26 protein-coding genes and 1 tRNA gene are annotated in these 25,925 nt (G+C 68.5%); 11 read left to right on the top strand and 16 right to left on the bottom strand.

What is annotated here, in order from left to right; genetic code table 11:
- The 9 genes from H2041_RS13435 to H2041_RS13395 are packed head-to-tail and all read right to left on the bottom strand — an operon-like array spanning nucleotide 1 to nucleotide 7,371.
- Nucleotides 1–1,074 carry a TrbI/VirB10 family protein gene (locus H2041_RS13435; RefSeq protein ID WP_293413398.1) on the bottom strand — a complete coding sequence of 358 codons (1,074 nt, stop codon included), beginning with the start codon at nucleotides 1,072–1,074 and terminating at the stop codon, nucleotides 1–3.
- Nucleotides 1,071–1,856 carry a TrbG/VirB9 family P-type conjugative transfer protein gene (locus H2041_RS13430; protein WP_293413396.1) on the bottom strand — a complete coding sequence of 262 codons (786 nt, stop codon included), beginning with the start codon at nucleotides 1,854–1,856 and terminating at the stop codon, nucleotides 1,071–1,073. The genes H2041_RS13435 and H2041_RS13430 overlap by 4 nt, the downstream gene beginning before the upstream one ends.
- Entirely contained in the window at nucleotides 1,853–2,530 is a 678-nt protein-coding gene (locus tag H2041_RS13425; RefSeq protein WP_293413394.1) for a virB8 family protein, read from the bottom strand. Before H2041_RS13425 ends, H2041_RS13430 begins: the two co-directional genes overlap by 4 nt.
- Nucleotides 2,527–2,715, bottom strand: a complete 189-nt coding sequence (locus tag H2041_RS13420) for a hypothetical protein (RefSeq protein ID WP_293413392.1) — start codon at nucleotides 2,713–2,715, stop codon at nucleotides 2,527–2,529. Before H2041_RS13420 ends, H2041_RS13425 begins: the two co-directional genes overlap by 4 nt.
- Nucleotides 2,715–3,611: a type IV secretion system protein gene (locus tag H2041_RS13415; RefSeq protein WP_293413390.1), complete on the bottom strand. Its 897-nt coding sequence runs from the start codon at nucleotides 3,609–3,611 to the stop codon at nucleotides 2,715–2,717. The genes H2041_RS13420 and H2041_RS13415 overlap by 1 nt, the downstream gene beginning before the upstream one ends.
- Before the next feature lie 30 nt (nucleotides 3,612–3,641).
- Nucleotides 3,642–4,352, bottom strand: coding sequence for a type IV secretion system protein (locus tag H2041_RS13410; RefSeq protein WP_293413388.1), 711 nt, complete (start codon nucleotides 4,350–4,352; stop codon nucleotides 3,642–3,644).
- Complete coding sequence (locus H2041_RS13405; RefSeq protein ID WP_293413386.1) at nucleotides 4,349–6,709, bottom strand: VirB4 family type IV secretion/conjugal transfer ATPase; 2,361 nt, start codon at nucleotides 6,707–6,709, stop codon at nucleotides 4,349–4,351. The genes H2041_RS13410 and H2041_RS13405 overlap by 4 nt, the downstream gene beginning before the upstream one ends.
- On the bottom strand, nucleotides 6,696–7,040 hold the full coding sequence (locus tag H2041_RS13400) for a VirB3 family type IV secretion system protein (RefSeq protein WP_293413384.1): 345 nt from the start codon (nucleotides 7,038–7,040) through the stop codon (nucleotides 6,696–6,698). The genes H2041_RS13405 and H2041_RS13400 overlap by 14 nt, the downstream gene beginning before the upstream one ends.
- A 4-nt stretch (nucleotides 7,041–7,044) precedes the next feature.
- Nucleotides 7,045–7,371, bottom strand: a complete 327-nt coding sequence (locus H2041_RS13395; RefSeq protein WP_293413382.1) for a TrbC/VirB2 family protein — start codon at nucleotides 7,369–7,371, stop codon at nucleotides 7,045–7,047.
- Between the two features lie 732 nt (nucleotides 7,372–8,103).
- On the opposite strand from H2041_RS13395, the gene H2041_RS13390 reads away from it, so the two are divergent.
- Nucleotides 8,104–8,892 carry a competence/damage-inducible protein A gene (locus tag H2041_RS13390; protein WP_293413380.1) on the top strand — a complete coding sequence of 263 codons (789 nt, stop codon included), beginning with the start codon at nucleotides 8,104–8,106 and terminating at the stop codon, nucleotides 8,890–8,892.
- A 13-nt stretch (nucleotides 8,893–8,905) separates the two neighbouring features.
- Here H2041_RS13390 and H2041_RS13385 read toward each other — a convergent pair whose 3' ends face one another.
- Genes H2041_RS13385 through H2041_RS13375 form a run of 3 tightly spaced genes read right to left on the bottom strand, consistent with a single transcriptional unit; the run spans nucleotide 8,906 to nucleotide 10,289 of the window.
- A complete protein-coding gene (locus H2041_RS13385) occupies nucleotides 8,906–9,238 on the bottom strand; it encodes a DUF1153 domain-containing protein (RefSeq protein ID WP_293413378.1) in 333 nt (110 codons plus the stop codon).
- Complete coding sequence (locus tag H2041_RS13380; protein ID WP_293413376.1) at nucleotides 9,235–9,906, bottom strand: hypothetical protein; 672 nt, start codon at nucleotides 9,904–9,906, stop codon at nucleotides 9,235–9,237. Before H2041_RS13380 ends, H2041_RS13385 begins: the two co-directional genes overlap by 4 nt.
- Nucleotides 9,903–10,289 (bottom strand): hypothetical protein, encoded by a 387-nt coding sequence (locus tag H2041_RS13375; RefSeq protein ID WP_293413374.1) that lies wholly within the window; start codon nucleotides 10,287–10,289, stop codon nucleotides 9,903–9,905. The genes H2041_RS13380 and H2041_RS13375 overlap by 4 nt, the downstream gene beginning before the upstream one ends.
- Nucleotides 10,290–10,817: 528 nt before the next feature.
- Between H2041_RS13375 and H2041_RS13370 the strand changes: the two genes are divergently transcribed.
- From H2041_RS13370 to H2041_RS13360, 3 genes are all read left to right on the top strand, one after another.
- A complete protein-coding gene (locus H2041_RS13370; RefSeq protein ID WP_293413372.1) occupies nucleotides 10,818–12,122 on the top strand; it encodes a glycosyltransferase family 4 protein in 1,305 nt (434 codons plus the stop codon).
- Complete coding sequence (locus tag H2041_RS13365; protein ID WP_293413370.1) at nucleotides 12,116–12,835, top strand: class I SAM-dependent methyltransferase; 720 nt, start codon at nucleotides 12,116–12,118, stop codon at nucleotides 12,833–12,835. The genes H2041_RS13370 and H2041_RS13365 overlap by 7 nt, the downstream gene beginning before the upstream one ends.
- Before the next feature lie 68 nt (nucleotides 12,836–12,903).
- Complete coding sequence (locus H2041_RS13360; RefSeq protein WP_293413368.1) at nucleotides 12,904–13,893, top strand: hypothetical protein; 990 nt, start codon at nucleotides 12,904–12,906, stop codon at nucleotides 13,891–13,893.
- A 9-nt stretch (nucleotides 13,894–13,902) separates the two neighbouring features.
- Here H2041_RS13360 and H2041_RS13355 read toward each other — a convergent pair whose 3' ends face one another.
- Nucleotides 13,903–14,517, bottom strand: a complete 615-nt coding sequence (locus tag H2041_RS13355; protein ID WP_293413366.1) for a class I SAM-dependent methyltransferase — start codon at nucleotides 14,515–14,517, stop codon at nucleotides 13,903–13,905.
- Nucleotides 14,518–14,686: 169 nt separating this feature from the next.
- Between H2041_RS13355 and H2041_RS13350 the strand changes: the two genes are divergently transcribed.
- Nucleotides 14,687–15,409 (top strand): SapC family protein, encoded by a 723-nt coding sequence (locus H2041_RS13350; protein ID WP_293413364.1) that lies wholly within the window; start codon nucleotides 14,687–14,689, stop codon nucleotides 15,407–15,409.
- On the opposite strand, the gene H2041_RS13345 is transcribed toward H2041_RS13350, so the two are convergent.
- Nucleotides 15,406–16,302 (bottom strand): WecB/TagA/CpsF family glycosyltransferase, encoded by an 897-nt coding sequence (locus H2041_RS13345; protein ID WP_293413362.1) that lies wholly within the window; start codon nucleotides 16,300–16,302, stop codon nucleotides 15,406–15,408. The genes H2041_RS13350 and H2041_RS13345 overlap by 4 nt on opposite strands.
- 97 nt (nucleotides 16,303–16,399) lie before the next feature.
- On the opposite strand from H2041_RS13345, the gene H2041_RS13340 reads away from it, so the two are divergent.
- Nucleotides 16,400–16,486, top strand: a tRNA-Leu gene (locus H2041_RS13340).
- A gap of 7 nt (nucleotides 16,487–16,493) precedes the next feature.
- Here H2041_RS13340 and H2041_RS13335 read toward each other — a convergent pair.
- The gene (locus tag H2041_RS13335) at nucleotides 16,494–18,503 is read right to left on the bottom strand and encodes a protein-L-isoaspartate(D-aspartate) O-methyltransferase (RefSeq protein ID WP_293413360.1); all 2,010 of its coding nucleotides are present in this window, start codon (nucleotides 18,501–18,503) and stop codon (nucleotides 16,494–16,496) included.
- Nucleotides 18,504–18,628: 125 nt separating this feature from the next.
- Between H2041_RS13335 and H2041_RS13330 the strand changes: the two genes are divergently transcribed.
- The 5 genes from H2041_RS13330 (at nucleotide 18,629) to H2041_RS13310 (ending at nucleotide 25,113) form a co-directional block, all read left to right on the top strand.
- Nucleotides 18,629–18,817: a DUF3008 family protein gene (locus tag H2041_RS13330; RefSeq protein WP_293413358.1), complete on the top strand. Its 189-nt coding sequence runs from the start codon at nucleotides 18,629–18,631 to the stop codon at nucleotides 18,815–18,817.
- 97 nt (nucleotides 18,818–18,914) lie between these two features.
- The gene (locus H2041_RS13325) at nucleotides 18,915–19,889 is read left to right on the top strand and encodes an NAD-dependent epimerase/dehydratase family protein (RefSeq protein ID WP_293413356.1); all 975 of its coding nucleotides are present in this window, start codon (nucleotides 18,915–18,917) and stop codon (nucleotides 19,887–19,889) included.
- A 201-nt stretch (nucleotides 19,890–20,090) separates the two neighbouring features.
- Nucleotides 20,091–22,253 (top strand): AGE family epimerase/isomerase, encoded by a 2,163-nt coding sequence (locus H2041_RS13320; protein ID WP_293413355.1) that lies wholly within the window; start codon nucleotides 20,091–20,093, stop codon nucleotides 22,251–22,253.
- Nucleotides 22,250–23,713, top strand: a complete 1,464-nt coding sequence (locus tag H2041_RS13315; protein WP_293413354.1) for an oligosaccharide flippase family protein — start codon at nucleotides 22,250–22,252, stop codon at nucleotides 23,711–23,713. The genes H2041_RS13320 and H2041_RS13315 overlap by 4 nt, the downstream gene beginning before the upstream one ends.
- Nucleotides 23,714–23,754: 41 nt before the next feature.
- Nucleotides 23,755–25,113 (top strand): O-antigen ligase, encoded by a 1,359-nt coding sequence (locus H2041_RS13310; RefSeq protein ID WP_293413353.1) that lies wholly within the window; start codon nucleotides 23,755–23,757, stop codon nucleotides 25,111–25,113.
- On the opposite strand, the gene H2041_RS13305 is transcribed toward H2041_RS13310, so the two are convergent.
- Nucleotides 25,053–25,925, bottom strand: coding sequence for a sulfotransferase (locus tag H2041_RS13305; RefSeq protein ID WP_293413351.1), 873 nt, complete (start codon nucleotides 25,923–25,925; stop codon nucleotides 25,053–25,055). The genes H2041_RS13310 and H2041_RS13305 overlap by 61 nt on opposite strands.

Below are 25,925 nucleotides of genomic sequence, written 5' to 3'. Positions count from 1 at the left end.
CTACCTCAGGGCAAGCTCGTAAACATCGGTGAAATCAAGATCATGCGCCACGAAGATGGTAAGCTCCCGGCCTTGGGGCACAGTCAGTCGCGGCCCGATCTGCGTCGTTTTCTCCAGCGCCTGTGACGAGGGCCGCAGGATCGTCCGGCCCGTCTGCGGATCGAAGACCGCTTCGCCCCCTGCATCGACCAGGCTGAGCAGCAAGGCGCCGCCAAACCGCTCCCAGAAGCGGCCCTGCAAGGCGCCGCCGACGCCCGCGCGGCCCAAAGCATCGGCCGCGGGACTGCGCAAGGCGATGGCCACCCCCTTGGGGGTGACCACGCGGGTCCACAGGACAAAGAGTCGGCGCTCGCCGAAGTCCAAGCCCTCCTGGTAGGCGCCGAGGACGCGCGAGCCCTTCTCCAGGAGCACCACGGTCCCGTCTTCGGACATCACGTCACGCGCCAAGCTGCAGGTCACCAGGCCGGGTGTCGTCGACTCGATCGCCGTCAGAAGCACGCAAGGCATGGTCGCCCCAGCGAGAAGGGCGTAACGCCGATCGATGCGATGGGCGGTCAGCGTCTGCGGATGCCCAAGCTCCGCGACCTCTGCGCTGTCTTCAGACGCCGCCTCTGACAGATCTTGCTGAGGCAGGGTGGGGCTCGCCGCCGAGTAGACCAGGAGCGGACTGGCGGAGGACGTCGCCGGCGCGGGTGATGGCTCCGGCGATGGCGCGGGCGCTGTCGCGGGGCTGGCGGCGGCCGCCTGATCGGCGGGCCCGGCGCCGTCGGGCAGGGGGACCGGCCCTGCTTCTGCCGCCGCAAGATCGCCGACCTCAAGATCATCCTGCGCCAGCGCGTCCGGTCGGCTGGACATGACACGATCAAAGCGGACGACTTGCCGCGCCGGCCCTTCCTCAGGCGGCTCGGCGGGCTCCTGGCGAAAGAGAAGCGGGGCGAGCAAGATCAGGCCCGCCCCGACCCCCAAGGCTGCGAGGGTCATAAGCCTGGGGCGGGGCCGTGCGAGCGCCGCGCCGGCGATCGGCGAGACGCCTCGGCCATGATCGATGGCCGTTTCGCGCTCCTCCGCCGTCACGGCCGCGCCTCCTTAAGGATGCGCGTCACCTCCGCATCGGCGGCGCCGCTCGCGAAGGCGCGACCATAGGGATCAAAGCTCAGATTGTAGATGCACAGCACCGCATCGCCCCGACGCAGACGAAGCTCGGGCGACACGAGGTGGAGAACGACGAACTCGCCGCGCACGTCATAGTTGACGAGCTGTTCGCCGCCATCGGCCGCGACGGCATAGATGGCCGGCAACGCTTGGCCGCCCGGGAAGCGCAAGACCGTGAAGCGGCCGTTGTCGGACACCTCGGCCGGCTGCAGGGCGACCTCGCCTTGAACGGCATAGTCGAGGTTGCGCGGCCCGGCGAAAGCTGCGCCATCCAAGACGGATTCAAGGACCGAGGTCTCCGATTGCGGTGCTTTCTGCGGATAGGCGAAGCGCAACTCGTAAACGCCCGAAGCGCTCTCGCCGGCCAGGCGAAGACCTATGCGATAGCGCCGCATCTCACCTTCGGCTTGGCTGACCATCAGGAGGTTGGTGGGCGCTGCGTCCGGCCGCGCTTTCAGGAAGAGGGTCGAGCCTTGCGCCGCCACCTCCCAGTCCGCCGCCTCGCCCAGCGCCACCTGTAAGATCTCCTCTCCCGGCTCGAGGCTGATCAGCGTCGCAAATCCGGGCTGCACCGTCAGATCGACCACGCCGGTCGCCTCATAGGGCACGGTGCGCACCCGCGGCTCGCTCAGGCCCTGAGCCTGAGCGAGCGACCCGCAGAGGATCGCCGCGCTCGCGGCGAGGGCGATGGGGCGAACGATCATGGCGTCACCTCGGGATCAGCGCGGTAGCTCGACACCTGGAAGCCGAGCGGATTGCGTAGCCGGTCGGCCTCCGACATCGGCGCGCGGGTGTAGCCAAACGCCACCGTCGCCACCCAGTCGCTGAGCGTCATCTGGCCGGGCCGCCGGACGCGCCGGTGGAAGCGGACGGCGGCGACTTGGTCGTTGATGAAGCTGATCGCCCGAATCTCGATCTCCACCTGAGCCTGCGCGCCGTAGAGGTTCTGCGGGCTCTCAGGGGCGTCAGCGTCGACGAGCGCGGCCCACCTCTGCTGCTCGGCCGGCGTCGACATGATCGCCACCTGTTCGAAATCGGCGCTCGCGGCTGGGGCGAGCCAGCCTTCCCGGGCCCGGACGTACTGGGCCAGAAAGTGCTTGGTGACCGCCTCGTCATAGGTGAGCGGCCGCTCGTCCTTGAGCGCGGTCATGACGTCGACCGCCCCGGTGGCGCGGTCGACCCGCACCACGTACGGCTCGACACGTTTGAGCGGGCTGAGCGCGGCCAGCGCTCCGGCGCAGGCGACGGTCACTCCGCACGCGGCTGCGGCGACCCGCCATGCCGTACGACGGCTCGCCTCGGCCGACTTCAGGCGCTCGGCGTTCCAACTGCGCGCCTCTTGGAAATAGACCTTCAAGTCGTCGGACTTCACGCTCATGCGCAGCCTCCAGAGCCGCCGGGCATGTCAGACGCCGCCGCCGCCGCCGCCGCTGGCGCGGTGAGGATCGAGCCATAGGGATTGGCCGGGCGAAGATGGCGGCCATCGCACACAGGCAGATGGCGGGCGTCGGCGGCGCAGCTGCAAAGCGTCAGGCTCGCCGCCAGCAGGGTGAGGCGGATCATCATCTGTTCCTTCCCAGATGGCCGACATGCGGCGCGGCGGCGTGGGGCAGCCGCCCAAGGCCGGTGGCGGCGGCGAAATCGGAGAGGCCCGCATGGGCGCCGCCTGCGATGCCGGCGGCGATGGCCGGCGTCTGAAAGAAGAAGAGCGCCGCGAGCAGGCAGAGCGCGACGAAGGTGAGACCGCCGGCCACGGGATCGCCGCCCTCGATCTGTGGCCACTGATCGGCGACGACGCCAAACACCAGCTGCAGCACCGCGAGGATGAGGCCAAACAGGATGATGTAGTTCACCGCCTGGCCAAGCCAGCCGAAGAAGTAGCGGCGCGTGGCTTCGAAGAGCGCACAGGCGACGAAGAACGGGCCAAGCGCGATCAAGAGCGCCAGCGCCACCTTGGCCATGAGAACGATGCCAAAGCCGATCGCCGCCGTTAGGGCCGCGCTGCCGTAGACCAGCGCGGCCACGAGCCAGGGTCCCGGATGGGTGAGGCTCGCCGCTTCATTCAGGTCTTCGGCCAGGTACGCCGCCCGGGCGTAAAACTGGTCAAAGGCCGCCCCGATGTCGGGCGCGGTCCCTCCGCTGATCGCGCGCGCCACGGTCTGCGGCAGGATATGGAAGAGCGGTTCGGTGACGTAATCCTGGTAGGCCGGGGCGCCGGCCAAGGCGGCGATGACCGCGAGCTTTAGGCTGCGGACCACAAACTCCATCACCGGTTCAGCAATCGCCCCGCGCAGGATCGAAAACCCGTGGAGCAGGACGTAGAGCACCAGGGCCGCCCGGATCGCCGGAGCGTTCTCGGCCAGAACCGCCCCCAAGCGCTCGGCGAGCAGAGCCTCTAGCCGGCCATCCACATAGTCATAGGCCGGCGTGAAGATCTCAAAGGCGGCCGGCATGGCCATCAGCCCCTGCGCGTCTGGACATTTGGGCGCCTAGGCTTCAGGCGCGAAGGTGGCGCGGAACAAAGCCCGGCGCTCGGCGCGCGCGGCCGCGGCCGCCTCGGCCAGCCGCTGCGCCTCCTGAGCTTCCTGGGCGCGGGCCGCCCACTGCAGGGCCGCCAGCCGCAACTGATCGTTGGCGGCGCGCGCCGTGGCCGCTTGCGCCTGGGCCTGAACATCCAGCACGGCGCGCGGGCTCTCGGCGCTGGCCGCCGTCTGGGCGAGGTCCTGGAGCGCGCGATCGCGGGCCGTCAGCGCCTCGCTGACCGCTTCGGTGAGGGCGAGATCTCGGGCGACCCGGGCGCCGGAGCGTTCCAGCGCGGCGGCATGCGGGCTGGCCTCGTCGGGCGTATAGATGCGTTCGGCCCGGCGAATGGCCTTTGCGCGCGCGCCGAGCTCGCCCAAACCCTCGATCTCGGCGGCGAGGCCGCCAAGATCGGCTGCGGCCGGCAAAGCTGCGCTGACCTCTGGTGCGCTCAGGACATCGGCCACCGTCCCGAGCTCAGCCCCGTTCTCCAGGGCCGTCACCAGCTTTTCCGTCTCGGCCACCTGCCGCTTCAGGGTCTCCAGCTGGTCGATCGCCGTGCGCGCCTGTTCGACCAGCTTGGCGAAGTTGGTGGGGTCATGAACGATCATCGCCGCCGGCGCGGTGGCCGCCAGGAAGCTTCCGGCGAAGACGGCGGTGGTCACAAGATGTCGCTTCATTGCGATTGGCTCCATTCGTTGAAGGCCGGCAGCCACTGCTGCGGGTGATCGCCGAGCGTGCGGCGCAGCGGGTCGAGAATGGCCAGGCTCTCCGCACGCCCGGAGAGGACGGCGAGCTCGAGCTTCAAGCCGTCGAGCCGGAGCTCGGCGACGACGGCGTGGGCGCCCTGTTTGATGAGGAACTGTCGCTTGCCCGCCGAAAGCTCGGCGCGGACGAGGTCGTACTCGCGACGGCTCAAACCAAACCCGTCGACATAGTCGGTGAGGCTCGCCTGCGGGTTGGGCAGGTAGATCTTGGTCGCGCACTGCTCGAGAAGGGTGTGGGCGATGTCGCTCTTCAGGACGTCCGCCGGCGACTGCGTGGCTAGCACCAGGCTGGCGTTCTGCTTGCGGTAGGTCTTCAGTCCGTCTTGGGCGAAGCCCCGAAACGCCTCATCGCCCAGGGCCTTCCAGAACTCGTCGATGTCGACCACTAACCTGCGGCCATCGACCCGAGCGCTGATGCGATGAAGCAGGTACATCATCAGCGGCGCGCGGATCTTCGGGGCGTCGAGGAAGTGAGTGACGTCGATGCCCATCAGCGACGGCGAAAGCGAAAGCACATCCTCGGCGTTGTCGAACACCCAGCCGAGGGGCTCGCCCGCACACCAGGGCGCCAGCCGAGCCGCCAGCCCATCGTTCTGCGCCGGCCCGAGCAGCGTCCGCAGGGCGGCGAAGCTCCGTTGCTCCGCCGGCAGGGCCGCCATCGCCGCGACCGCAGCGGCGATGCGCCGCTCAGCCGCGCTTGCGAGCGGCGCATCGGGCGAGCGCACCAGCGTTGCGATGAGATCGGTGAGAAAGGCCTGGTTCGCCGCCGTCGGCTCCAGGCGCTTGAGCGGCGCAAGTCCGGTGGGCTCGCCAGGATCGAAGGTGAGGTAGACGCCTTCGCTGGCGCGGACAAAGATCTCGCCCCCACGATCCTTGTCGATCAGGATGGCCTGGGCCTCGGCCCCCTCGAGCTGGCTGAGCAGGAAATTCTGGACGACGGTCTTACCCGAGCCTGTGGGGCCGCAGATGAAGGTGTGACCCACATCTTCCACATGCAGGTGGAATCGATAGGGGGATCCGGCGCTGGTGCGCAGGGTCGTGATCGGAGCGCCCCAATGGCCCCTCTCAGCGCCCCGAGGGTGGGTGTGAAAGGGCGCCAGGGCCGAGAAGTTGTCCGAGGTGATCGGGGCTGGGCGCAGACGCTGTCCGAAGACGCCCGGGAATTGCGCCCAAAAGCTCGCCACAAGCCCCAGATCGTCGCGCGCGGCGACCAGCCCGCTTTCGGCCAGCAGCGCGCGCATCCGGGCCATCCGATCAGCCAAGGCGGCGGGACTATCGGCATAGACGAGAACGCTGGCGTGGTGTTCGCCCATGGCGAAGCGGTTGGAGGCCAGATCATCGGCCGCCTGGCTCAGCGCGGCCGTCTGCGAGGCCGCCGGATCGCGAGCCGAGACCATCTGGTTCTGCTTGCGCGTCAGAATTGCGAGCGCCGCAGGCTTTGAGAGAAAGGCGAAGCTCTGGGTGAGGGTCAGCGGAAAGGGCAGGGCGAGGAGGCTGTCCCACAAGCCCGGTGGGGTGCGAGCCGGATACTCCTTCAGACTGAACATCGCCCCATAGGTCGAGGCGGCGGCGTCGCGGATCTCCAGGCTTTCGCGGCCGAAGATGAGCCGAAGGCCTGGCGCGCCGCCGGCCAAGCGGCCGCGGACGAGCGGAACGGGCGTCTCCGCCCCCGAAAGCAGGCGCGCAACAAGCTCCATCGGCTCAGAGAAGATGAGCCCGCCGCGCGTGTAGAGCTTCAAGGGGCGCGGGCCATACCGCTCGAGGAGGGCGCAGAGCTCCTGTCCGGCCGTCCGCAGCTTTCGAGCCGGGGCTTCAAGATCGGCGGTCGCAGAAGCCGCTCCGCCAAGACCTGCGCCCGCCGCGTCGGCCGGCCGGAGGACCAAGGTCAGGTAGAGTTGCGTCTCGAAGAGCTGAAGGGCGTCCAGCCGCCGCCGGTAGGCCTCGTCCAATTGCGCGCCAAACGCCGATCGAGGCGCGCCGCGCGCCGGCGCCTGTGCGGGGCGCCTCAGGACGTGGTGCCATACCGCAAGACGCTCCTGTGCGAGATTGCGCCAGGCGCTATTGAGTTGGGCGACCCGCCCTTCGATGACCTCGGCCTCGCAGGCCTCGAAGCCCACGCCTTGCAGCGAAAAGCTCATCATCAGGGCTTGGCTGTCCAAGGCGACGATATCGTCGCTCAAGTGGAAGGCGTAGGGCAGCTGGTCACAGATGAGATCGGGCCGCGGGCCCGATCGCCCCAGTCTGCCGATGTTGAGGTCAAGCCGCGCCACGGAGCGCCTCCCGGGGCGTGAAGGCGCGCTTCGTCGGGCTGGGGGCGAAGCTCACACCGCCGAAGGTGCGCGAGACGCGGCCGGCCCGGGTCAGCAGGAAGAGGCGAAGGACGCGGAAGGCGTAGGGGTCCTGGCGACAGATGGATCGGAAGAGGACGTGCAGCACGACGGCAAGGCTCAGCCAGGCCGGCGAGCCGGCCAGGAGGAAGATGCTCGCCGACACGATCAGATTGAGGCCGACGGCCTCCATGGGCACGCCCGCGACCATGGCCGGACGCGTGCAGGCCAAGAAGAGCGGCCGCTCCGAAGGAGAGGGGGGCAGGCTTTGCATCGAATCAGCCGCCCGAGCCGACGATCAGGTCGACGATCGCCGCGGCGCTGAAGATCACGATGATCCCGACGATCACCGAGCCCGCGCGGCGAAGGTCGAGATGGCCGAACATCCAGGCTATGCCCGTCAAGATCACGGCGATGATCGCCAGACCGCGGATGACGCTGGAGTTCAGGAGCTCGACAATGTTGTCGATAAAGCCCCCGATCTGGCCGCCCACCGGGGCGCTTTGCGCCAGGGCCGGGCCCGCCATCATCCAGATGGCGATCGCGCCGCCGGTCGCTATAAGCGCTCGGCTCCGGCTCGGTTCAAGTTTGGCTGCTCGTCCCATCGGCGTGCCTCCCACCTCGTCTTCGCCGCAACGTGCGGCCGACCATGGGTTGTGCTGGCGCCGTTTCGCCGCGCGTGCGACTCCGCAAGGTTGCGGATAGACAGCCGCAGAATTCCCCGAAAAACCGGCCCACGAACGGGTGATGGGGCGGCTGGTGCGGGCTGGGCGGCGTCAGACGCCAGGGCGAGACGAGACGCCGTGGCGTCACCGGTCAGGATCTAAGTCAAGGAAATCGCTGATCTTCTGGAAGGGTCTGCCCAAAATGGGCGCCGATGTCGGCGCCTGGCTGGCGCCGCTGGCGCCGTTTCGAGCGTGCTAACGCCCAAAACCACCCTTGCGCCGCGAAGGTTTTTTCGCGCGACGGGCGGTGTTGGGCGCTTCCGGCCTCGACCCCAGGCGCCGCGGCCCGACGGAGCCCTTGTCGCCATGATCGCCTGGCGGGCGGGTTCGAAGACGACGCCGGTCGGGATCAGCCGAAACGCCGCCTGCACGACACATCCCCTGATCACGGACGGCTGGAGTGCGCCAGGGCGAGCGGCCTGGCCTGCACGGTCAGGTCGCGCTCGCCGACGTTGGCGAAGACGGGGACACCAGACCGACGGGGGCCCCGGTCACGGCCCGCGTCTGGTGCGAGCCTGCGTCTGCCTGGGCTTGCGCTGCGTACGCACCACGTCACACTCGCGCCGCCCTGCAAGGGCTGCGGGCGCACCATCTTCGCAGGAGTTCCGTTCGATGCCGACGGCCGATAGATCCGATCCGTTCACGCAGGGGCGGGTGACCGCCGCCGTGCTGATCATCGGGGACGAGATCCTTTCCGGCCGCACGCAGGACACCAATCTCCGGGACATCGCCAGATACCTCGGCGCCCACGGCGTCGATCTGGCTGAGGCGCGAACCGTCGCCGACGTGCAAGAGGAGATCGTCGCGGCCCTGAACGCCCTGCGGTCCCGCTACGACTATGTCATCACCACCGGCGGCATCGGACCGACCCATGACGACATCACCGCCGACGCCGTCGCCGCCGCCTTCGGGGTCGAACTCCACGAGCACCCGGACATCATCGCCATGATGGAAGCGCGGTGGGGCGACGAACTGAACGCCGCGCGGCGGCGCATGGCGCGCGTGCCGGACGGCGGGGAACTGGTGAACAACCCGGTCCAGGGCCCGCCCGGCTTCACCATCGGCAACGTCTTCGTGCTCGCCGGCGTGCCCCAGATCATGCGCGGCATGCTGCAGGACGTCGGTCCGCGCCTGAAGGGCGGGGCGGTGGTCGTTTCCCGGACGCTGCGCGTCGAGGGATCGGGCGAGGGCGCGGTGGCCGCGCCGCTGGAAGCGGTGGCCAAGGCCCATCCGGGGCTCTCGCTCGGCAGCTATCCGTTCTATGGGCAGGACGGCTTCGGCACGAACCTGGTCGTGCGGGGCCGGGACCCCGGCGAGGTGGAGGCCACTCTCACCGAACTGATCTCGGTCCTGCGCGAGGCCGGCGTCGCGAACCTGCAGGTGGTGGAGACCCCCGCCTAGGGGGAACGGCCCGTCAGGCGGCGGGGATCTCCACCGGCCGATCGTCGCGCTCGGTTGGGGGGTGGCGACGCCGGCCTTGGCGATAGGCTTGCGCCTTGGTCGTCTTGAGGCCCTCTAGGCCGTGGCGCTCGAAGAGCCGCGACCAGCCCATGATCTCCTCGGCCGACAGCCGGTAGAGGTCGACCGCCTCGCGCAGCGAGATCAGCTCGGCCCGGATCGCCAGCAGCAGTTCCGCCTTGCGGCGCGCGTTCCACCGGACGGTGTCGGGCGCCGGCAGGGTGTCGCGGGTGATCGGAAACCCCAGCGGCCCGACGACGGCCGTGAGGACTTGGCCTGGCTGGCTCATTGTGCGGGACCTTCGCTGCAGGGGCGCGGCCGGCGCCGGAACGGACGGCCGAAGAGCGGCGCCCGCTCAGGATGGCGATCTTCCTTCGGCGCAAAGGGCACGATCTGCGCCGGAGACCGCTGCTCGGCCGGCGCGCGGCGGGCCGCCTCGGCCATCGACCAGACCTCGTGCAGGCGGGCGGCGACCAGGAAGGCGGTGTGTTCGGTCTGCAGGGCCTCGCGATGGGCCTGCGCCATACGGGCGGCGGCGGCCGGCGCATGGCGGCGCAGATCATCATCCTCATAGAGCGCGTCGGCGCAGAGCACCTCGAAGGCGTCCTCGATGGCGCAGATCGGCAGGCGGCACTCCTCCTCGTCCCGCGAGGCGATCACCACGGTCTCGCCAGCCAGCGCCATGCGCAGCATGAGCAGACCGGCCAGCGCCGGGGCGTCTGGCTGCCAGCGGGAGCGCCGGCCCATCCAGTTCAGCTCCCAGTCGGCGCGGAACTTGAGCGCGATGGTCGAGAAGGCGTCGAGCAGGCAGTATTCGATCGTCCGGCGGCCGCCGGCTTCGGCCAGCAGGCCCGATCCGAAGAAGTAGGGGTGGGCCGGCGCCTTGGGGGCCGGCGGATCCTTCGGGCCCCAGGCGCCATGGAGCGCCACCACCCGATCCTCGTCCTGACCGGTCACTGGAGCGCCTCCCAGTCATAGGGCATTTCGAGCGGCGTCGCGCGCTGGACGAACTCGCGGATCGCCTCGCGGGCGAGCGTCAGCGTGTAGGCCGAGCCGGGACCCTGCCGGATCATGCCGCGCTCGGCGAGGATCTTCAGCTTCCGCCGGACCGTCTCCCGCGGAATATTCGTCATTGAGCTTACACTGAAGGCTGAAAGTGTCGCTGAGACTTCGGCGGAGGCGTCTTCCTCGCTCATCCCAACCGTCTTCACCGCCTCGGCCGCCAGGGCGAGTAGGAAGGCGGTGTATACATAGAGGGCTTCAGAATCATTGCCGCACTTGGCGCGCCAAGTCGAGGTCAGCTTGAATAGAGTGCTGGCCGCCAAGTGGAAGCGATACATGAGAGGTGTATAATTCTCTGCGTTGTAAGAATTCGATCTTTCGCCAGATCGTCCAAATGAAGTTTCCATGGCCGCCTTTGACCTCTCAGCTTCACCCTAAGGTGGTCGCCTGCGTCAAAATGGCAAGGAACTTGGTGCGCAATATGGGCACGCCTTGCCCATATTGAACTGTTAACCTTGCGGTAACCGTAACTTACTGGCCAGAACTGGTCAGCCGCCGGACAGGCCCGCAAACGGAGTTAAGGCCACCAGGGCGTAAGAAATGCAAGTCGCAAAGCACGAAAAACTCGCCCATCAGGCGAATTCCCGGTTGAGTCCATGAGGACTCCCAGGGACAGTGTGGCGCCGCTCGAAGATCAGGCGCCGGCGGTGCTGATACAATCAGCAACAAGGGCGAAACAGTCTGCAGGAAGAGTTTCACGGCGACGGGCCCAAGGCGCCTGCGGATCGGCCGGCGGGGTCTTGCCGCAACGTGATCTCGCGGTTCGGCTAGGCTCGCGCTCGTCTAGGCTGTAGACCCGCGAGGCCATGCTCGACACAACCCTTGCCGACGCCGCCGATCAGAGCCCAGCCCGCAGGGCGGCCCGGTCGGACGGTCCCTTGCGGATCGCCTTCCTCTCCTATCGGTCGGATCCGAAGGTGGGCGGCCAGGGCGTCTACCTGGCCCAGGCCGCCGCCGCCCTGGCCGCGCGCGGCCATCAGGTGGACGTGCTGTCGGGCCCGCCGTACCCGGACCTGGCGCCCGGCGTACGGCTGGTGAAGATCCCGTCGCTGGACCTCTACGCCCAGCCTCACAACGGCCATCGGGCGCTGCGCCCGCGCCATCTCCTGAGCTGGGCCGACACGGCCGAGTATTTCGGCCACCTCTCCGGCAAGTTCATGGAGCCCTACACCTTCGGCCGTCGGGCGGCGCGCTATCTGCGCCGGCGGCGGGACGACTACGACGTCGTCATCGACAACCAGTCGCTCTGCTACGGCCTGCTCGACATCCAGGCCGCCGGCTTGCCTGTGGTCGGCGTGATCCATCACCCGATCCGCCGCGACGTGGAACTGGCCCTGGCCGCCGCCCCCGACTGGAAGGCGCGGTGGCTCATTCGCCGATGGTACGGCTTCCTGCCCATGCAGGAGCGGGTCGCCCCCAGGCTCTCCAGCGTCATCGTGGTTTCGGAGACGGCCGGGCGGGACATCAGCGCCTGCCTGAAGGTCGATCCGGCGCGCATCAACGCCGTGCCCTTGGGAATCGACCAGGAGATCTTCCGTCCCCAACCGGATCTTCGTCGGCGGGAACGACGCCTGCTCACCACCGCCAGCGCCGATGTGCCGCTCAAGGGGCTCGGCGTCCTGATCGACGCCTACGCCCGATTGCTGACCGACTATCCCGATCTCGAGCTGGTGGTGATCGGCAAGCTCAAGCCCGACGGCGCCACCGCGCGCCGGCTGGAGGCCCTCGGCCTGACCGAACGGGTCAGCTTCATCAGCGGCCTCAGCAACGAAGAGATGGCCGAGCAGTACGCCCGGGCCACCATCTGCGTCACGCCTTCGCTCTACGAGGGCTTCGGCCTGCCCGCGGCGGAGGCCATGAGCTGCGCCGCGCCCGTGGTGGTGACCGACGGCGGCGCCCTGCCGGAGGTCGTCGGCGAGGCCGGCGTGGTCGTGCGCCGGGGCGATCCGGAGGCCCTGGCTGCGGCCGTGAGCCAGCTTCTCGACGATCCGGCCAAGCGGAGCGCCTTGAGCGAGGCGGGCCGCCGGCGGGCCCGGGAGGTCTTCTCCTGGGCGCGGGCGGGCGCGGCCTACGAGCAGATCCTGCGTGAGGCGGTGGCCGCCAGATGCTGACCGTAGAGATGCAGAGGCTGGGGCTGCGCCCCGGCGACTGGGTGCTCGATCTCGGCTGCGGGGAGGGCCGACACTGCCACGGCGTCCATCTGGAGGACGGCGTCAACGTCGTCGGGCTGGACATGGACGAGCCGTCCCTGGCCAAGGCCCGGGCCGGCGTGGCCGAACTGCCGAAGCCGGCGCGGCCCGGCGCCTGCAGCTTCCTGAAGGGCGACGCCTACCGGCTGCCGTTCGCCGATGGGACGTTCGACGTCGTCATCTGCTCGGAGGTGCTGGAGCACCTCGACGACTATGGCGCGGCGCTGAAGGAGATCACCCGGGTGCTGAAGCCCGGCGGCCTCTTCGCCCCGACCGTCCCGCGGGCCTGGCCGGAAGCGATCTGCTGGAAGCTCGCGCCGGGCGAAGGCGGATACGCCGACCAGCCGGGCGGCCATGTCCGCATCTTCCAGGAGGACAGCCTGCGCCGCGAGATCGGCGGGCTGGGCTACCGCTTTCTTGGCCAGCACTACGCGCATGGCCTGCACAGTCCCTATTGGTGGCTGAAGTGCGCCTTCTGGGATCGGCAGGATGATCATCCGCTGATCAAGACCTACCACAGGTTCCTGGTCTGGGACCTGATGGCGCGGCCGCCGCTCACCCGGGCCCTGGAGGCGGTCGCCGCCCCGCTCATGGGCAAGAGCGTGGCCTTCTACTTCCGCAAGGCCGCGGCATGAGCGGACCGGCGGTCCTGCGAAGGCCAAGGCTGAGCCGGCGCGATCCTCTTCAGGGCGCGCTCGCCTGCATGCTTGAGGCTCAGACGGCGGACGGCGCCATCCCGTGGTTCGAAGGCGGCCCCTGGGATCCCTGGAACCACGGCGAGTGCGTCATGGCCCTGTTCGTCGGCGGCGAGCAGGCGGCGGCCCGCCAGGGGCTGGAGGCCCTGGCCGCACGGCAGGGGCGAGACGGCGCCTGGCTCGGGGAGTACGGCAACGTCCTGCCGATGTCGGACCGCATGCATCTGGCGCGCGAACCGGCGCCGGCCTTCCGCGACACGAACTTCGCCGCCTACTGCGCCGTCGTGGTCTGGCACGCCTTCGTCATCACGGGCGAGGTCGCCCTGGCGCGCCGTTACTGGCCGATGGTGCGCGAGGCGATCGCGTTCGTGGTGCGCCTGCAGCACCCCACGGGCGACATTTCCTGGTCCGAAGAGGCCCACGGCTCCGACGCCGATGACGCGGTGCGCGCCGGCTGCGGCTCCATCTACAAGAGCCTGGAGTGCGCTCTGCGCCTGGCCGATCTGGTCGGCGAGCCGCAACCGGCCTGGGCGGCGGCCAAGGCCCGGCTGGGCGAGGCGCTCCGCGCCCGCCCCGAGCGCTTCGACCGCAGCCTGGACCGCTCGGCCTTCGCCATGGACTGGTACTATCCCGTCCTCGGCGGCGCCATCGGCGGGGCGGCCGCCCAGGCGCGTCTGGACGCCGACTGGTCGCGGTTCGTCGCGCCCGGCCTCGGGTGCCGCTGCGTCCACGACCAGCCCTGGGCCACCGTCGCGGAGTCCTGCGAGCTGGCCATCACCCTCGTCTCGGTCGGACGCCGGCAGGCGGCGGCCGATCTGCTGGCCTGGCAGGACGCCCATCGCGACGCCGAGGGCGCCTACTGGATGGGCTGGCAGTTCGAGGAGGCGATCCTGTGGCCCGAGGAACGGCCGAGCTGGACGCAGGCCGCCGCCATCCTGGCGCACGACGCCCTCTTCGAATGGTCGCCGGCGGCGAGGGTCCTTACCCAGCACCTCTGAGGCCGCGCCTCACAGGCGGCGCAACACCCGCAGGCTCTTGACCGCCTCGACCTCTTCGAAGAGGTCCGAGGCGAGCGCGCGCTGGTAGATTTCGAAGGGCGGCCGGCCCCCGTCGGCGGGGTCGGGAAACACGTCGTGAATGGCCAGCAGGCCGCCTCTCACGAGGTGGGGCGTCCAGCCCCGGTAGTCGCCCAGCGCGGCCTCCATTGTGTGGCCCCCGTCGATGAACAGGAATCCGAGCGGCGCGCCCCAGGCCCGCGCCACCGTCGCCGATCGGCCGACGATCGGTATGACCGTCTCCTCGAGGCCTGCCGCCCGCAGCGTGCGCCGCAGGAAGGGCAGGGTGTCCATGGCGCCGACCTCGTCGTCCCAGAGTTCGGCGTCGTGGTATTCCCAGCCGGGCTGGTTCTCTTCCGAGCCGCGATGATGGTCGACCGAGAAGAGCGGCGCTCCGACGCTCTGGCAGGCCGTGCCGATATAGACGGCCGACTTGCCGCAATAGGCGCCGATCTCCAGGCAGGCGCCCAGCGCCGCGCCGGCCACAGCGGCCCGCTGCAGGGCCTCGCCCTCGGCGGGGTCGAGAAAACCCTTGATCTGATCGACATCGAGCGGAAGCTTGAGCATGGCGCGCGGTCCTTCGAATCTGCCGGGCTCCGGACTTAGCCTGGACAGACGTGCGGCGCGACCGGTCAGACCGCTCGGCCGGCAGGCGAGGCGTCTTGCCATCGCTTCGAAGCAGGGTTTAGGTCCAATTTCAGACGGCGGACCAGTTTCGCGAGGGGGCGAACGCCGCATGAAGCCGATCTTCTACGACAACCCGGCCCCGCTTCACCCGGCGCGCCACGGCGGCCTGCGCCTGCGCGCGCCCCTGGACTACCGGTTCGCCGCCAAGGCGAACGCCGTCCCGCTCAATCTGGCCGAAATCCCGCTGGCCGGTCAGTGGTATCCCATCGCCTTCACGGTCGGGGAGGCGCCGCGGCCGATGGCCATTCTCGGCCTGCGCGAGGGCGAGAACGTCTTCGTCAACCGCGCCGGTGCCTGGCTTGAGGGCGCCTATGTGCCGACCTATGTGCGGCGCTTCCCGTTCATCCTCAGCCGGGACGGTGAGGCCGAGCTGCTCTGCATCGAGGAGCGGCCGGAGATCCTCAGTCCCACCGATGGCCAGCCGCTGTTCTCCGCCGACGGCCAGCCTGCCGAGCTTCTGCGGGCGGCGCTGCGCTTCTGCCGCTCGGCGCAAACCGCCGACGCAGCCACCGAGCCCTTCGGCAAGGCGCTGCGCGACCTCGATCTCCTCGACACCCGCACCGCCACCGCCAACCTCGCCAGCGGCGCCCGGCTCTCCCTGTCGGGCTTCCTCACCGTGGAGGAGACGCGGTTCCGCGCCTTGAACGACGAGGCCTTCCTCGAACTGCGGCGCAAGGGCTGGCTTTCGGCCATCTATGCGCAGATCCAGTCCACCCTGAACTGGACCCGCCTGGCCGACCTCGCCGAAGCCGCGGGCGCCGCCGCCGCCTAGGTCCGGCCGGGGCTGACGCCCGCGCCCGGCTGCTTCAGGAAGCGGCGTTCGGCCACGGCCCGGGCCACGTCCCGCAAGGCAGGCCGCAGCAGGAACAGCGGCTCCACGCCGTAGCGATGAGCCAGCCGCCGGGGATCGGCGCACAGTCGGAACAGCCACTCGATCCCGGCCCGCCCCATCCAGCGCGGAGCGGCGCGCTGCACGCCCGCCTCGTAGTCGAACGCGGCGCCGACGGAGAAGACGGCGCAGGCGGGTAGGGCCTGGCGGTTTTCGGCGATCCACTGCTCCTGGCGCGGCATGCCCATGCCGACGAAGAGGACGTGCGGCGCAAAGCGCTCGATCTGGGCGAGGATGTCGAGGTTCGCCGCCGAGCCCGGCGACATGTCGAAATAGCCGTCCCGCGTTCCGAACTGCACGTCGGGATAGCGCGCCGACAGCCGCCTCGCCGCCTCGTCCGCCACGCCGGGTGCGCCGCCGAGATAGAAGACGCGCCATCCCTTCCGGTTGGCCAGGCTCCAGAAATGCTCGCGCCAGTCCAGATAGGTGCAGCGATGGAACGGACGGCTGTGGAGGCCCAGCAGCCGCGCAAAGGCGATGACCGGCGTGGAGTCGACCTCGACGATGTCCGCGGCCGCGAAGAAGGCCCTCAACTCGGGCTGGCGTCGGATGAGATAGAGGCTGTGGGCGTTGTGGTTGGCGACCAGGAAGGGCCGTCCCTCGTCGATCGCCGCCTCCACATGGTGCATGACCTCCTCCGGCCGGACGAGGTCCACCCCGGCGCCCAGGACCTCGATACGCTCCAGCGCCCGCCGGCTGCGGCGGAACGGTCGACGCGGCGCACGGCGGCGGTCGGGCGGGGGCGCGGCGGCGGTGTCGAGGGGTGCGGCGGACATCGCGCCGACACTAGGCTTCGGCGGTTAAGTCCTGCTTTCCGCCGACGATGCGGCTTCCTCTCGCATCCGCTCCCATCCTGTGGCACGAGCCCCCCATGCGGACGTGGCGAAATCGGTAGACGCAGCAGACTTAAAATCTGTTTTCCGGAAGGAAGTGCGGGTTCGAGTCCCGCCGTCCGCACCAACGGTCCTTACAGCCCGAACGGCCAGGTTTCGTCCTCGCCCGAGCCGCTGGCGGCGTCCAGCGGGGTGACCGCCGTCGTCGCGTCGAACCAGACGTAGCCGTCGAACTGCTCAGGCAGGGCGCATTCGGCATAGTGGCTCCAGCGCTCGGTCTCCGGCCGATAGATGACGCCGATGAAGCGTTCGAGACGCGGCCTGAGCAGGGCCTGACGCAGCTGCGTATCCGCCTGTTCGCGCAGATCGAGGAGAAAGCGGTCGCGCCCGGATTCGTGCGCCAGCCGCTCATAGGAGCCGGGAAGCGACGGTTTGACCGGTTTCACCTCCATGGGGGCGTCCCAGTCGCTGGCGCAGGCGACGGTCCCGGCATGGGTCCCGAAGCCGATCAGGGCCGCCTGCGGCCCGAACCGCTCCCGGCAGAGCTGGCCGAGATTCAGTTCCCCGCGGACCTGGCCCATCTCGGTCCGGGAGGCGTCGCCGATGTGGGAATTGTGGGCCCAGACCACCGCCTTGGCGTCGGGCCAGGCCGAAAGCAGCGTCTCCAGCGTCTCGAACATGTGCGTGTCGCGGAGGTTCCAGCTTTCGGCGGCGCCGTAATACATGGCCCGGTAGTAGCGCTCGGCGTTGCGGACGAGGCGGGCGTTCTGGCTGGCGTCGAGGAACTGTTCCCCGTCGGCGGCCGCGTAGTCGAGCTTTCTGCAGAGCAGGTCGCGAAGCGTCCGCACCACGGCGTCCTCGCAGGGTGCGTAGCCGGCGCTGAGCGCCATGCGGCCGTAGGTCTGCGGCGCCTCCGACCAGGGCGTGAGGCAGCCATAGCGCTCGCGCGCCACCGCGGCGGCTTCCGGATCGACGCGATCGAGGTAGTCCAGAACCGCACCGATGGAGGCGTTCAGATTGTAGAGGTCGAGGCCGTAGAAGCCGACCTGGGCGCCGGGCGGCCAGCTGGCGTTCCAGTCCCGCAACCAGCCGAGGAACTCGGCCACTTCCGCATTGCGCCACATCCAGGTGGGAAACCGCTGGAAGGCGGTCTCCGCGTGCGCGCCTGGCGGCAGGCCGCGGACGAAGCGATTGACCACTGAAGCGTCGGGCCAGTCGGCCTCCACCGCCACGATGTTGAACCCGTGGCGCTCGATGAGTCGGCGCGTGATCGCCGCCCGCGCGCGGTAGAATTCGGAGGTCCCGTGGCTCGCCTCGCCCAGGAGGACGACGCGGGCGGAGGCGAAGCGGTCGAAGGGCTCGGCGAACCGGGCGTCGTCCAGGGCGGGCAGGGGAAGGGCGGCGCGCGCGATGGCCTGGGCGATGTCGGCTTCGTCGAGGGGCTCACGGAAGCTGCGCGGCTCCGGGGTCGGGGCCCGGCCGGCGGCCTCGGCGCTCGCGCGCCAGCCGTGCGCCCCGATCAGAGGGACGAACATCACCTCGCCCAGGTCCTCGCTGACCCAACGTCCGGCTTCCACGCGTGTCATCTTCAGCAGGCGCTGCCGGTCGCGGGTCTCGCCCACCGGGATGACCAGCCGCCCGCCGACCGCCACCTGGTCGGCCAAGGCCTGGGGAACGTCCGGCCCGCCGGCCGAGACGATGATGGCGTCGAACGGGGCGGCCTCTGGCCATCCCAGGGTTCCGTCGCCCTGGCGGATCTCGACGTTTTCGACCTCGAGCTGGGCGAGGCGCGTCGCCGCCGTCCGGGCCAGACCCGCATCGCGTTCGATGGCGAAGACGCAGTCCGCCAGGCGGGCGGCGACGGCCGCGGCGTAGCCCGTGCCGGCGCCGACCTCCAGCACGCGATCCCCGGCCTGGAGCCCCGCGGCCGCCAGCATGAGCCCGACGATATAGGGCTGGGAAATGGTCTGTCCGGCCTCCACAGGAAGCGCCGAGTCCTCGTAGGCGAACTCCTCCATCTCGCGTGGAACGAAGGCCTCCCGGGGCACGGCCCGTAGGGCCTCGAGAACCCGCTCGTCCTCGACCCCGCGCCGCCTCACCTGGCGCTCGACCATCCAGTAGCGGGTTTCGGCCAGATCCGGCATGGGGCGCTCCTTCATGGCGGTTGCGGGAGGTCTGAACTCAACCCGTCGGATCGGTCCCAGGTTGCCGGCGTGGGGAACTGTCGCGGCGAGGCGGTGTTGTCGAGCACAGGAGAAAGGAGCCGCCCATGCCCGCCAAATCCGCAGCCCAGCAAAAGGCCGCCGGCGCCGCCTTGTCCGCCAAGCGCGGCGACACGCCGAAGAAGGACCTCCAGGGCGCCTCGCGCTCGATGGAGGAATCCATGACCGAGACGGAGCTCGAGGAGATGGCCTCGACCTCCCGGAAGGATAAGCCCGAGCACAAGAGCGACGACTGAGGGCGCTCTTCACCGCCGGGGTGTTTCATGCGAAGCCTGACTTGCGCCCGATGGCTCTGTCGTCGGGCGTCTCTGTTTGGGAGCGTGAGGACCGGGCATGATCGCCCCCGTCATCGTAACCGGCGCGGCCGGCTTCATCGGCATGCACGTGGCCGAGCGCCTGCTCGACCGCGGCGAGGCGGTGGTCGGCGTGGATGTGTTCAACGACTATTACGATCCGGCCCTGAAGGCCGCGCGGGCCGCACGGCTGGAGGCGCGCGACCGGTTCCGCATGGTGCGGATGGACATCGCCGAGGCCGAGGCCTTCGCCGAACTGCTGCGCGAGACCGGGGCGGTGCGGGTGGTCCACCTGGCCGCCCAGGCCGGCGTCCGCTACTCGATCGAGAATCCGTTCGCCTACGAGCGGTCCAACCTCGCCGGCCACCTGTCGGTGATGGAGGCCTGCCGCCACCAGGCGGGCTTCCAGCATCTCGTCTACGCCTCGTCCAGTTCGGTCTATGGCGACCGTCCGGGCGAGGGGGCGGGCTTCAAGGAGAGCGACGCGGCCGCCGAGCCGGTCTCGCTCTACGCCGCCACCAAGCGCGCCTGCGAACTGATGAGCTTCGCCTATGCGAAGCTCTACGGCTTTCCGCAGACCGGCCTGCGGTTCTTCACCGTCTACGGACCGTGGGGGCGGCCGGACATGGCCTACTTCTCCTTCACCCGCAAAATCCTCGCTGGGGAACCGATCGAGGTTTACGGCCAGGGGAAGATGGCGCGGGACTTCACCTATATCGACGATATCGTCGATGGGGTGGTGGGCGCGCTGGATCATCTGCCGGAGAGCGGCATGAACCGCGTGCTGAACATCGGCGACAGCCGGCCCGTGGGCCTGATGGACATGATCGGCACGCTTGAGGCGGCGCTGGGCCGAAAGGCGGAAAAGGTCTTCCGCCCCATGCAGCCGGGCGACGTCACCGAGACCTATGCGGACATCAGCCGGCTGGCGGCGCTGACGGGCTACGCGCCGAAGGTCCCGATTGAGGAGGGGTTGCCGAGGTTCGTCGAGTGGTATCGAAGATTCTACGGCTGAGCCCCACGACTTCGCCCGGCTGGCGGGCGCTGCTGTGATGTGGGCGCAATAAAAGCCGCCCATAAGCGCCTTCCGCGCAAATTGAGCGACAGGACGCTTGGCGGGCGCGAGGTTTGCACGCTAACCGAGAAGTCGTCGTCTGTGCGCCGCGGATGTTCCATCGTGGCGCCAGCGGCCCGGCGTCGGGGAAAGAGAGTTCAGGTGGCGGTCTATCCCGTGATCATGTGCGGCGGATCGGGCACGCGCCTGTGGCCGGAGTCGACGCCGACCCGTCCCAAGCAGTTCCTCCCCCTCGTCGGCGAACGGTCCATGTTCCAGGACACGGTGCTGCGCGTGGCCGGCCTGGCCGAAGGGGGGCAGGTCGTGGTGGTGGCCGGCGCCGCCCACGCCGATCTTATCGCAAGCCAGCTGAGCGCGACCGGCGTCGAGGCGGCCGTCCTCCTTGAGCCCGAGCCGCGAGACTCCGCGCCGGCCATGGCCGCGGCCTGCGCCTGGATCGAGGCGCGCGACGCCAGCGGCGTGGCCGTCGTCGTCGCCGCCGACCACCACATTCCGGACGGCGAAGCGTTCCGCGCCGCCGCCGGCCTGGCCATAGAGGCCGCCCGGGACGGACGCATCGTGACGCTCGGCGTCTCTCCCACGGCGCCATCGACCGCCTACGGCTACATCTCGCCAGGCGCCGAGCTCGGCCCGGTGCGGCAGGTGGCGGCGTTCGTCGAAAAGCCCGACGCCGCGACGGCCGAACGCTACATCGCCGAAGGCTACCTCTGGAACAGCGGCAACTTCGTCGTCGCCGCCGGCGTGCTGATGGCCGAGCTCGACCGCTTCGCCCCCGAAATCGCCGCCGCGGCGCGCGACTCCATCGAGTCGTCGTCCGTGGCGGGCTGCGGGCGTCCGGCGACGGAGCTCGCGCCGGCCTTTCGGAACGCGCCGAAGATCTCGATCGACTATGCCGTCATGGAGAAGACGGACCGGGCCGCTGTCCTGCCGGTGTCTTTCGCCTGGTCCGACCTGGGCGCCTGGGACGCCGTCTGGTCGGTCGGGGCGCAGGACGCCTCGGGCAATGTCGTGTCAGGCGACGGTCTTCTCGTCGATGTGGAGGGCAGTCTCGTCCGGGCCGGGGATGGTATGGGCGTGGCGGTGATCGGCCTGTCGAACATCGCCGTCATCGCCGACCGGGGGCGGGTTCTGGTCAGCAGCCTCGGCGCGACGCAGAAGGTGAAGGCGGCGGCCGAACGGTTCGGCGTGCGGGCCACGGACGCCAAGACCCCGTTCGCCACAGTCGAAGAGGCTGCGGCCTGGTTCGACACCTGGCTGAGGACGAGCGCCCTGCCGCTCTGGTGGACCGTGGGCGCCGACCACGTTGCGGGCGGCTTCCGTGAAGCCCTGACACCGGACGGACGACCCGTCAGCGCACCGCGCCGGTCACGGGTCCAGACGCGCCAGACCTTCGTCTATGCCACGGCCGGCATGATGGGGTGGGAAGGCCCGTGGCGGCAGGCGGCCTGGCACGGCATGGACTACTTCCTGAATCGCTATCGCCGCCCCGACGGACTCTTCCGGGCGCTGGTGAGCGAAACGGGCGAACCGCTGGACGAGACCGCCGCCCTCTATGATCAAGCCTTCGCCCTGCTGGCCATGGCCACACTGCATCGGGCCGACCCGGGCCATGCCGATCTGGCCGGCGAGGCCCAGCGTCTGCTGGGCGCGATCGAGCGACTGCGCCATCCGGCCGGCGGCTTCCGCGAGGTCGAGCCTCACCCGTTCCAGGCCAACGCCCACATGCACCTCCTCGAGGCCGCCATGGCCTGGATGGAGGCCGGCGGCGGGTCGGAATGGGAAGCGCTGGCGGCCGAGATCGTCGACCTCGCGCTCGCCCGCTTCATCGACCCCGAAGGCGGCTTTCTTCGCGAGTTCTTTGACGAAGCCTGGGCCCCCGCGCCGGGCGAGGACGGCCGCCGGGTCGAACCGGGCCACCAGTTCGAATGGGCCTGGTTGCTGGCCCGCTGGGGCGAGAAGACTGGAGAGCCCCGCGCCGGCCCGGCTGCCGAACGGCTCTATGCCGCCGGCCTGCGCGGCGTGGACCCCGCGCGCGGCGTGGCCATGAACGCACTTCACGACGACTTCACCGTCCGTGACACCGCCGCCCGCCTCTGGCCGCAGACCGAATGGCTGAAGGCGTCCCTGGCCCTGGGGCAAAACCCCCTGCCGGCCGCCAGCGGCCTGGCCGCCTATCTGGCGCCTGCGGCCTGGTGGGACCTGATGGCCCCGGACGAAACCTTCCGTCTCGAGCCCGCGCCGGGGAGCTCGTTCTATCACTTGATCGGGGCGGTCCAGGCCCTCTCGCACGCCCGCGCGCTATGAGCAAACTCGCGCGACGCTCTGCGATCAGCGCAGCCTGGCTGTTCGCCCGCTTCGGTGGCCGCCAGTTCGCAAATGCGGTCGCCTTTTTCGCCCTGGCCGGGCTGATGTCCCCGATGGAATTCGGCATCGCCTCCATCCCGGTCGCACTGGTGGTGATCCTTCGGACGCTGCTCGCTCGCGGCTTTCGAGATGTGGTGATACAGCGCGAGACCGTGAGCGATGTAGTCACCGACACGGCATGGTGGTTGAACTTCGGTTTGGGATGCCTTCTGGCGGGCTTGGTCGCCCTGTCGGCACCGCTATTGGCGCAGGTCTACGGAGAAGCGCGGCTGGTCAAGCTGACGATCGCCGCCTCGCTTGTGCTGGTTTTCACCGGTGCCGCAGCGATACAGGAAGCGAGGATTGAGCGCGAGTTCCGTCACCGCCTGCTCACCCTGTCTCAGGTGTTCGCCTCCCTCGCCGCCGCGGCGGCGGCGATCTGGCTGGCGACCCGAGGCTGGGGCGCCTGGGCGGTGGTCGCTTTTAACCTGATCGAAGCGCTCGGCCTGCTTATCGTCACCTGGGTGCTTGCGCGCTGGACCCCGGGCCGCCAGATCAGCCTGAGCGAGGCCAGGCGCCAGATCGCATTCGGCTGGCAGCTGGCGCTTAGCGCCGTCCTGACGACTGGCAGCCTTCGGTTCGTGCAACTGGGGCTGGGCCTCATGCTCGGCCCGCAGACGGTCGCGCACTTCCGAGTGGCTTCGCAGATCAACCAGTTGCTGACGCAGGTGTTCGCTGCTCCGCTCGTGAGCGTCTTGCTTCCGGCATTCTCCCGCGCCAGCGGCGACCGATCGGTCTCCTACTTGCGCGCCCTCTCGGCGGTGGCCGCGATATCAGTCCCCGCGTTCGTGGGCGCGGCCGCCACCGCCCCAACGCTCCTGGTGCTGGTGCTCGGCGAAACATGGCGACCTGCCGCCGAGGCGTCCGGGATGCTTTGCTTCGCGATCTTCCCGGCGCTCGCGCTGCAGGTCATGAACCCCATGCTGATCGCCATCGGCCGCCCCAACATCGCTGCGCGTATGAGTCTCGGCAGCGCCATCGTCGCTGTTGCTGCCGCTCTGGTCGGCGGTGTCTGGGGCGTGACCGGTGCCGCCATCGGCGTCGTGGCGCGCGGGCTGGTCACCATACCGGCCGGCATGGAGACGACCCGCCGACTGATCGGCTTGGGTGTAGCTGCGCAGGTCCGTACCCTTGCCGCCTTCGCGATCCCCAGTTTTGTCATGTACCTGATCGTGAGAGCCATCCTGCTGATCGCGCCGGTCGCCGCCGCCGCGGCATGGATCGTGCTTGCCGCCGCCGTTGTGGTCGGTGCACTGTGCTATGTTGCAATGGTGCGCTTTGGTGTATCGCGGTTGGCGCCGGACGCCTACGAACCGTTGGTCGTCGCTGCCCCAAAGCGGCTGCGTCCTTTCCTGGCTTAGGTCATTCTAATGGACCGCGGGCGCTTGAATGAGGACCGTCAATGAAGCGCGTGGATTGGCCGCTGCTGCTGGTCTTCGCCCTTGGACCGATCCAATGGGTGACGCTGCTGAATGTGGGACTGGCGCTTAAGCTGGTCCACCTCGTCATGTTCCCGATGGCGGCGTACGGATTTGCCCAGGTGCTGGGCGGCCCGCGCATCGTCGATCTCCCGAAGGGCACATTGGTGTTCTGGGGCGCCTTCTTCGCCTATCTCTTTTCCCTGGTGGTCAGCCTGCTGCATTCCATCAGTCCGACAGAGGGCTTCAGCCAGATCGCCAAGATGCTCATCTATGGTGTGATGGGCTTGGGCATCGCCCTTTATGTCGGCACGCGGCCTAGAGACATGATCCTGCGGACCCTCTGCCTGGCACCTCTCGTGTCGGCCGGGACATTCCTGATCGTGGCCAACTTCGTGCTGGCGGCCCGTGGCATATCGATGATGGGCCTAGTGGTGCGAGCGCTGGAGTCGGGTAACCCGACGGTGCTGCAATTCGCCCTCTTCCTAAATCTTTTCAATACGCCTGATCAGATCGCAAGCGGCGATATTGTATCGACAGCGCTCCGGCACACAGCGCTTTCATTCATATGGTTAGGCGGGCTGGCTGCGGCCGTAACTGCGATGTCGTGGACGGGGGCCACGGCATCCATGCGTGTCTCCGCCGTGGCCGGTGTAGCACTGGCGGCAACTGTTGTGATTCTCAGCGTGAGCCGCAGCCTGATCGTGGCCACCATTGCTGCAAGTCTGGTGCTCGCGATCGCTTGGTTAAGCTCTGGACGAAAGATAACGCTCTTTGGTGTGCTTGCGTCGTCCTTAGCTATAGCTGTGGTTGCGCTTATCGCCGTTCAGGGGTCCGGCGTAACCAACATTGTAGGTCAACGACTAGGTTCGATCAGTGAGGATGGTAGACTCGGCATGTATGCCGAAGCGCTTGATGCGATCGCACAAGCCCCGGTGCTTGGTCGTGGAACCGGTGCGGAAGTCGCTGCCTCGACACGCGTCGGTCGAGGCGTCGTCTACCACCAAGTTCACAACCTCTTTCTGGCTGCCTGGCTTCAGGGCGGCATTCTTAGCCTAAGTTGTGCGGCGACATACTTGTTCGCCTTGCTAGCGATGCTTGGATCCGCGGTCCTTCGAGCGCGAACCGTGCCGGTTGTAGGCTTCATGGCGGCTATTCTGACGCTCCCGATCCTGAGATCGCAGCTTTCAGGAGACGGCGGAAGCTTCACTATCGGTGAATGGCTTTGTATCGCGCTCTTCCTCGGTCTTAGCTCAAGCGCGCTGAACTCCCCACGAAGGCGTCAAACCCAGGGGTCAACCCCGCCCAGCACATCGCCCAGCCGCACCGCTCCTACTGTCTGAGAAATAAGCTGATTTGGTACGGAGAGCCGTTCCATGAAGCGATCGCGAAGATGGGGATCGGGGAGCGATCTGGCTGGGGGAGTTCCTGTTCGTAGAAGGAACCGTTTTCCAAATCCTCGCACATCCTCGCTGAGAAGAGGCTTGACCCGCCTCTGAAACGTGTCGCTAGCAAGAACCCGCTCAACCAACCCCTTGCTCACCCTAATGTCGTCGGTCACGTTGAAGCGTTCAGAGGTGTTCAAGCTAAACCCAGCATCTACGCCTAGAAACCTCGAGACATCCGAGAATATGCGCTCGCGATCCTGGACATAGTCTTCGAACTTGACAATCAGAATAGACGAGAGATCAAACGTCTGAGCCCAAGGCTTCAGTTGGAACGCGTAGTCAGAAACGTGCGCGTATTCCGGATTCTTTTCTAAATCGACTTCAAGTTTTTCGCGAGTCCTGCCGCGAGTGTATGCATACCTGTAATGGCTGACGGCCCTCTCGAAGGGGTCGCGTACGATGTAGATAAGTTTTAGATCTGGCCCGCACACATGGCGAGCGCGTTGCGCAACTCCACTGAATCTGGGCGCCCGCGTATAAGCCGTAGAGGCTTCCCCGCACAACTGGTCTCTTCTCGCGAGAGAGAAAAGCGCGCGATACGATCGTATCCCGGCGGGCGTAAATACCCTGTCGCTAGTAAGGTCGTTTGGCTCCTTTGGGTCCGACAAAAAGATCTTAGGGTGTTGTGATAGATCGCGATAAAGCGTCGTGGTGCCGGCCTTCATGGCGCCAATGATCAAAAAATCAGGAACCCGGTCGGTATCCAT

This window comes from Phenylobacterium sp. (genome assembly GCF_013911965.1).
In the GTDB taxonomy this organism is placed as follows: domain Bacteria; phylum Pseudomonadota; class Alphaproteobacteria; order Caulobacterales; family Caulobacteraceae; genus Phenylobacterium.
Note: the sequence above shows the minus strand (reverse complement) of the source record. Positions and strands in the feature narration are given on the sequence as shown.

Excerpts from the sequence above, each read along its gene's own strand:
- H2041_RS13415 (WP_293413390.1), bottom strand. The coding sequence starts at position 3,611 with ATGGCCATGCCGGCCGCCTTTGAGATCTTCACGCCGGCCTATGACTAT.
- H2041_RS13395 (WP_293413382.1), bottom strand. The coding sequence starts at position 7,371 with ATGGGACGAGCAGCCAAACTTGAACCGAGCCGGAGCCGAGCGCTTATA.
- H2041_RS13365 (WP_293413370.1), top strand. The coding sequence starts at position 12,116 with ATGCTGACCGTAGAGATGCAGAGGCTGGGGCTGCGCCCCGGCGACTGG.
- H2041_RS13360 (WP_293413368.1), top strand. The coding sequence starts at position 12,904 with ATGCTTGAGGCTCAGACGGCGGACGGCGCCATCCCGTGGTTCGAAGGC.
- H2041_RS13335 (WP_293413360.1), bottom strand. The coding sequence starts at position 18,503 with ATGCCGGATCTGGCCGAAACCCGCTACTGGATGGTCGAGCGCCAGGTG.
- H2041_RS13350 (WP_293413364.1), top strand. The coding sequence starts at position 14,687 with ATGAAGCCGATCTTCTACGACAACCCGGCCCCGCTTCACCCGGCGCGC.
- H2041_RS13390 (WP_293413380.1), top strand. The coding sequence starts at position 8,104 with ATGCCGACGGCCGATAGATCCGATCCGTTCACGCAGGGGCGGGTGACC.
- H2041_RS13430 (WP_293413396.1), bottom strand. The coding sequence starts at position 1,856 with ATGATCGTTCGCCCCATCGCCCTCGCCGCGAGCGCGGCGATCCTCTGC.
- H2041_RS13400 (WP_293413384.1), bottom strand. The coding sequence starts at position 7,040 with ATGCAAAGCCTGCCCCCCTCTCCTTCGGAGCGGCCGCTCTTCTTGGCC.
- H2041_RS13325 (WP_293413356.1), top strand. The coding sequence starts at position 18,915 with ATGATCGCCCCCGTCATCGTAACCGGCGCGGCCGGCTTCATCGGCATG.
- H2041_RS13375 (WP_293413374.1), bottom strand. The coding sequence starts at position 10,289 with ATGTATCGCTTCCACTTGGCGGCCAGCACTCTATTCAAGCTGACCTCG.
- H2041_RS13310 (WP_293413353.1), top strand. The coding sequence starts at position 23,755 with ATGAAGCGCGTGGATTGGCCGCTGCTGCTGGTCTTCGCCCTTGGACCG.
- H2041_RS13315 (WP_293413354.1), top strand. The coding sequence starts at position 22,250 with ATGAGCAAACTCGCGCGACGCTCTGCGATCAGCGCAGCCTGGCTGTTC.
- H2041_RS13305 (WP_293413351.1), bottom strand. The coding sequence starts at position 25,925 with ATGGATACCGACCGGGTTCCTGATTTTTTGATCATTGGCGCCATGAAG.
- H2041_RS13385 (WP_293413378.1), bottom strand. The coding sequence starts at position 9,238 with ATGAGCCAGCCAGGCCAAGTCCTCACGGCCGTCGTCGGGCCGCTGGGG.
- H2041_RS13370 (WP_293413372.1), top strand. The coding sequence starts at position 10,818 with ATGCTCGACACAACCCTTGCCGACGCCGCCGATCAGAGCCCAGCCCGC.
- H2041_RS13410 (WP_293413388.1), bottom strand. The coding sequence starts at position 4,352 with ATGAAGCGACATCTTGTGACCACCGCCGTCTTCGCCGGAAGCTTCCTG.
- H2041_RS13425 (WP_293413394.1), bottom strand. The coding sequence starts at position 2,530 with ATGAGCGTGAAGTCCGACGACTTGAAGGTCTATTTCCAAGAGGCGCGC.
- H2041_RS13355 (WP_293413366.1), bottom strand. The coding sequence starts at position 14,517 with ATGCTCAAGCTTCCGCTCGATGTCGATCAGATCAAGGGTTTTCTCGAC.
- H2041_RS13345 (WP_293413362.1), bottom strand. The coding sequence starts at position 16,302 with ATGTCCGCCGCACCCCTCGACACCGCCGCCGCGCCCCCGCCCGACCGC.
- H2041_RS13420 (WP_293413392.1), bottom strand. The coding sequence starts at position 2,715 with ATGATCCGCCTCACCCTGCTGGCGGCGAGCCTGACGCTTTGCAGCTGC.
- H2041_RS13330 (WP_293413358.1), top strand. The coding sequence starts at position 18,629 with ATGCCCGCCAAATCCGCAGCCCAGCAAAAGGCCGCCGGCGCCGCCTTG.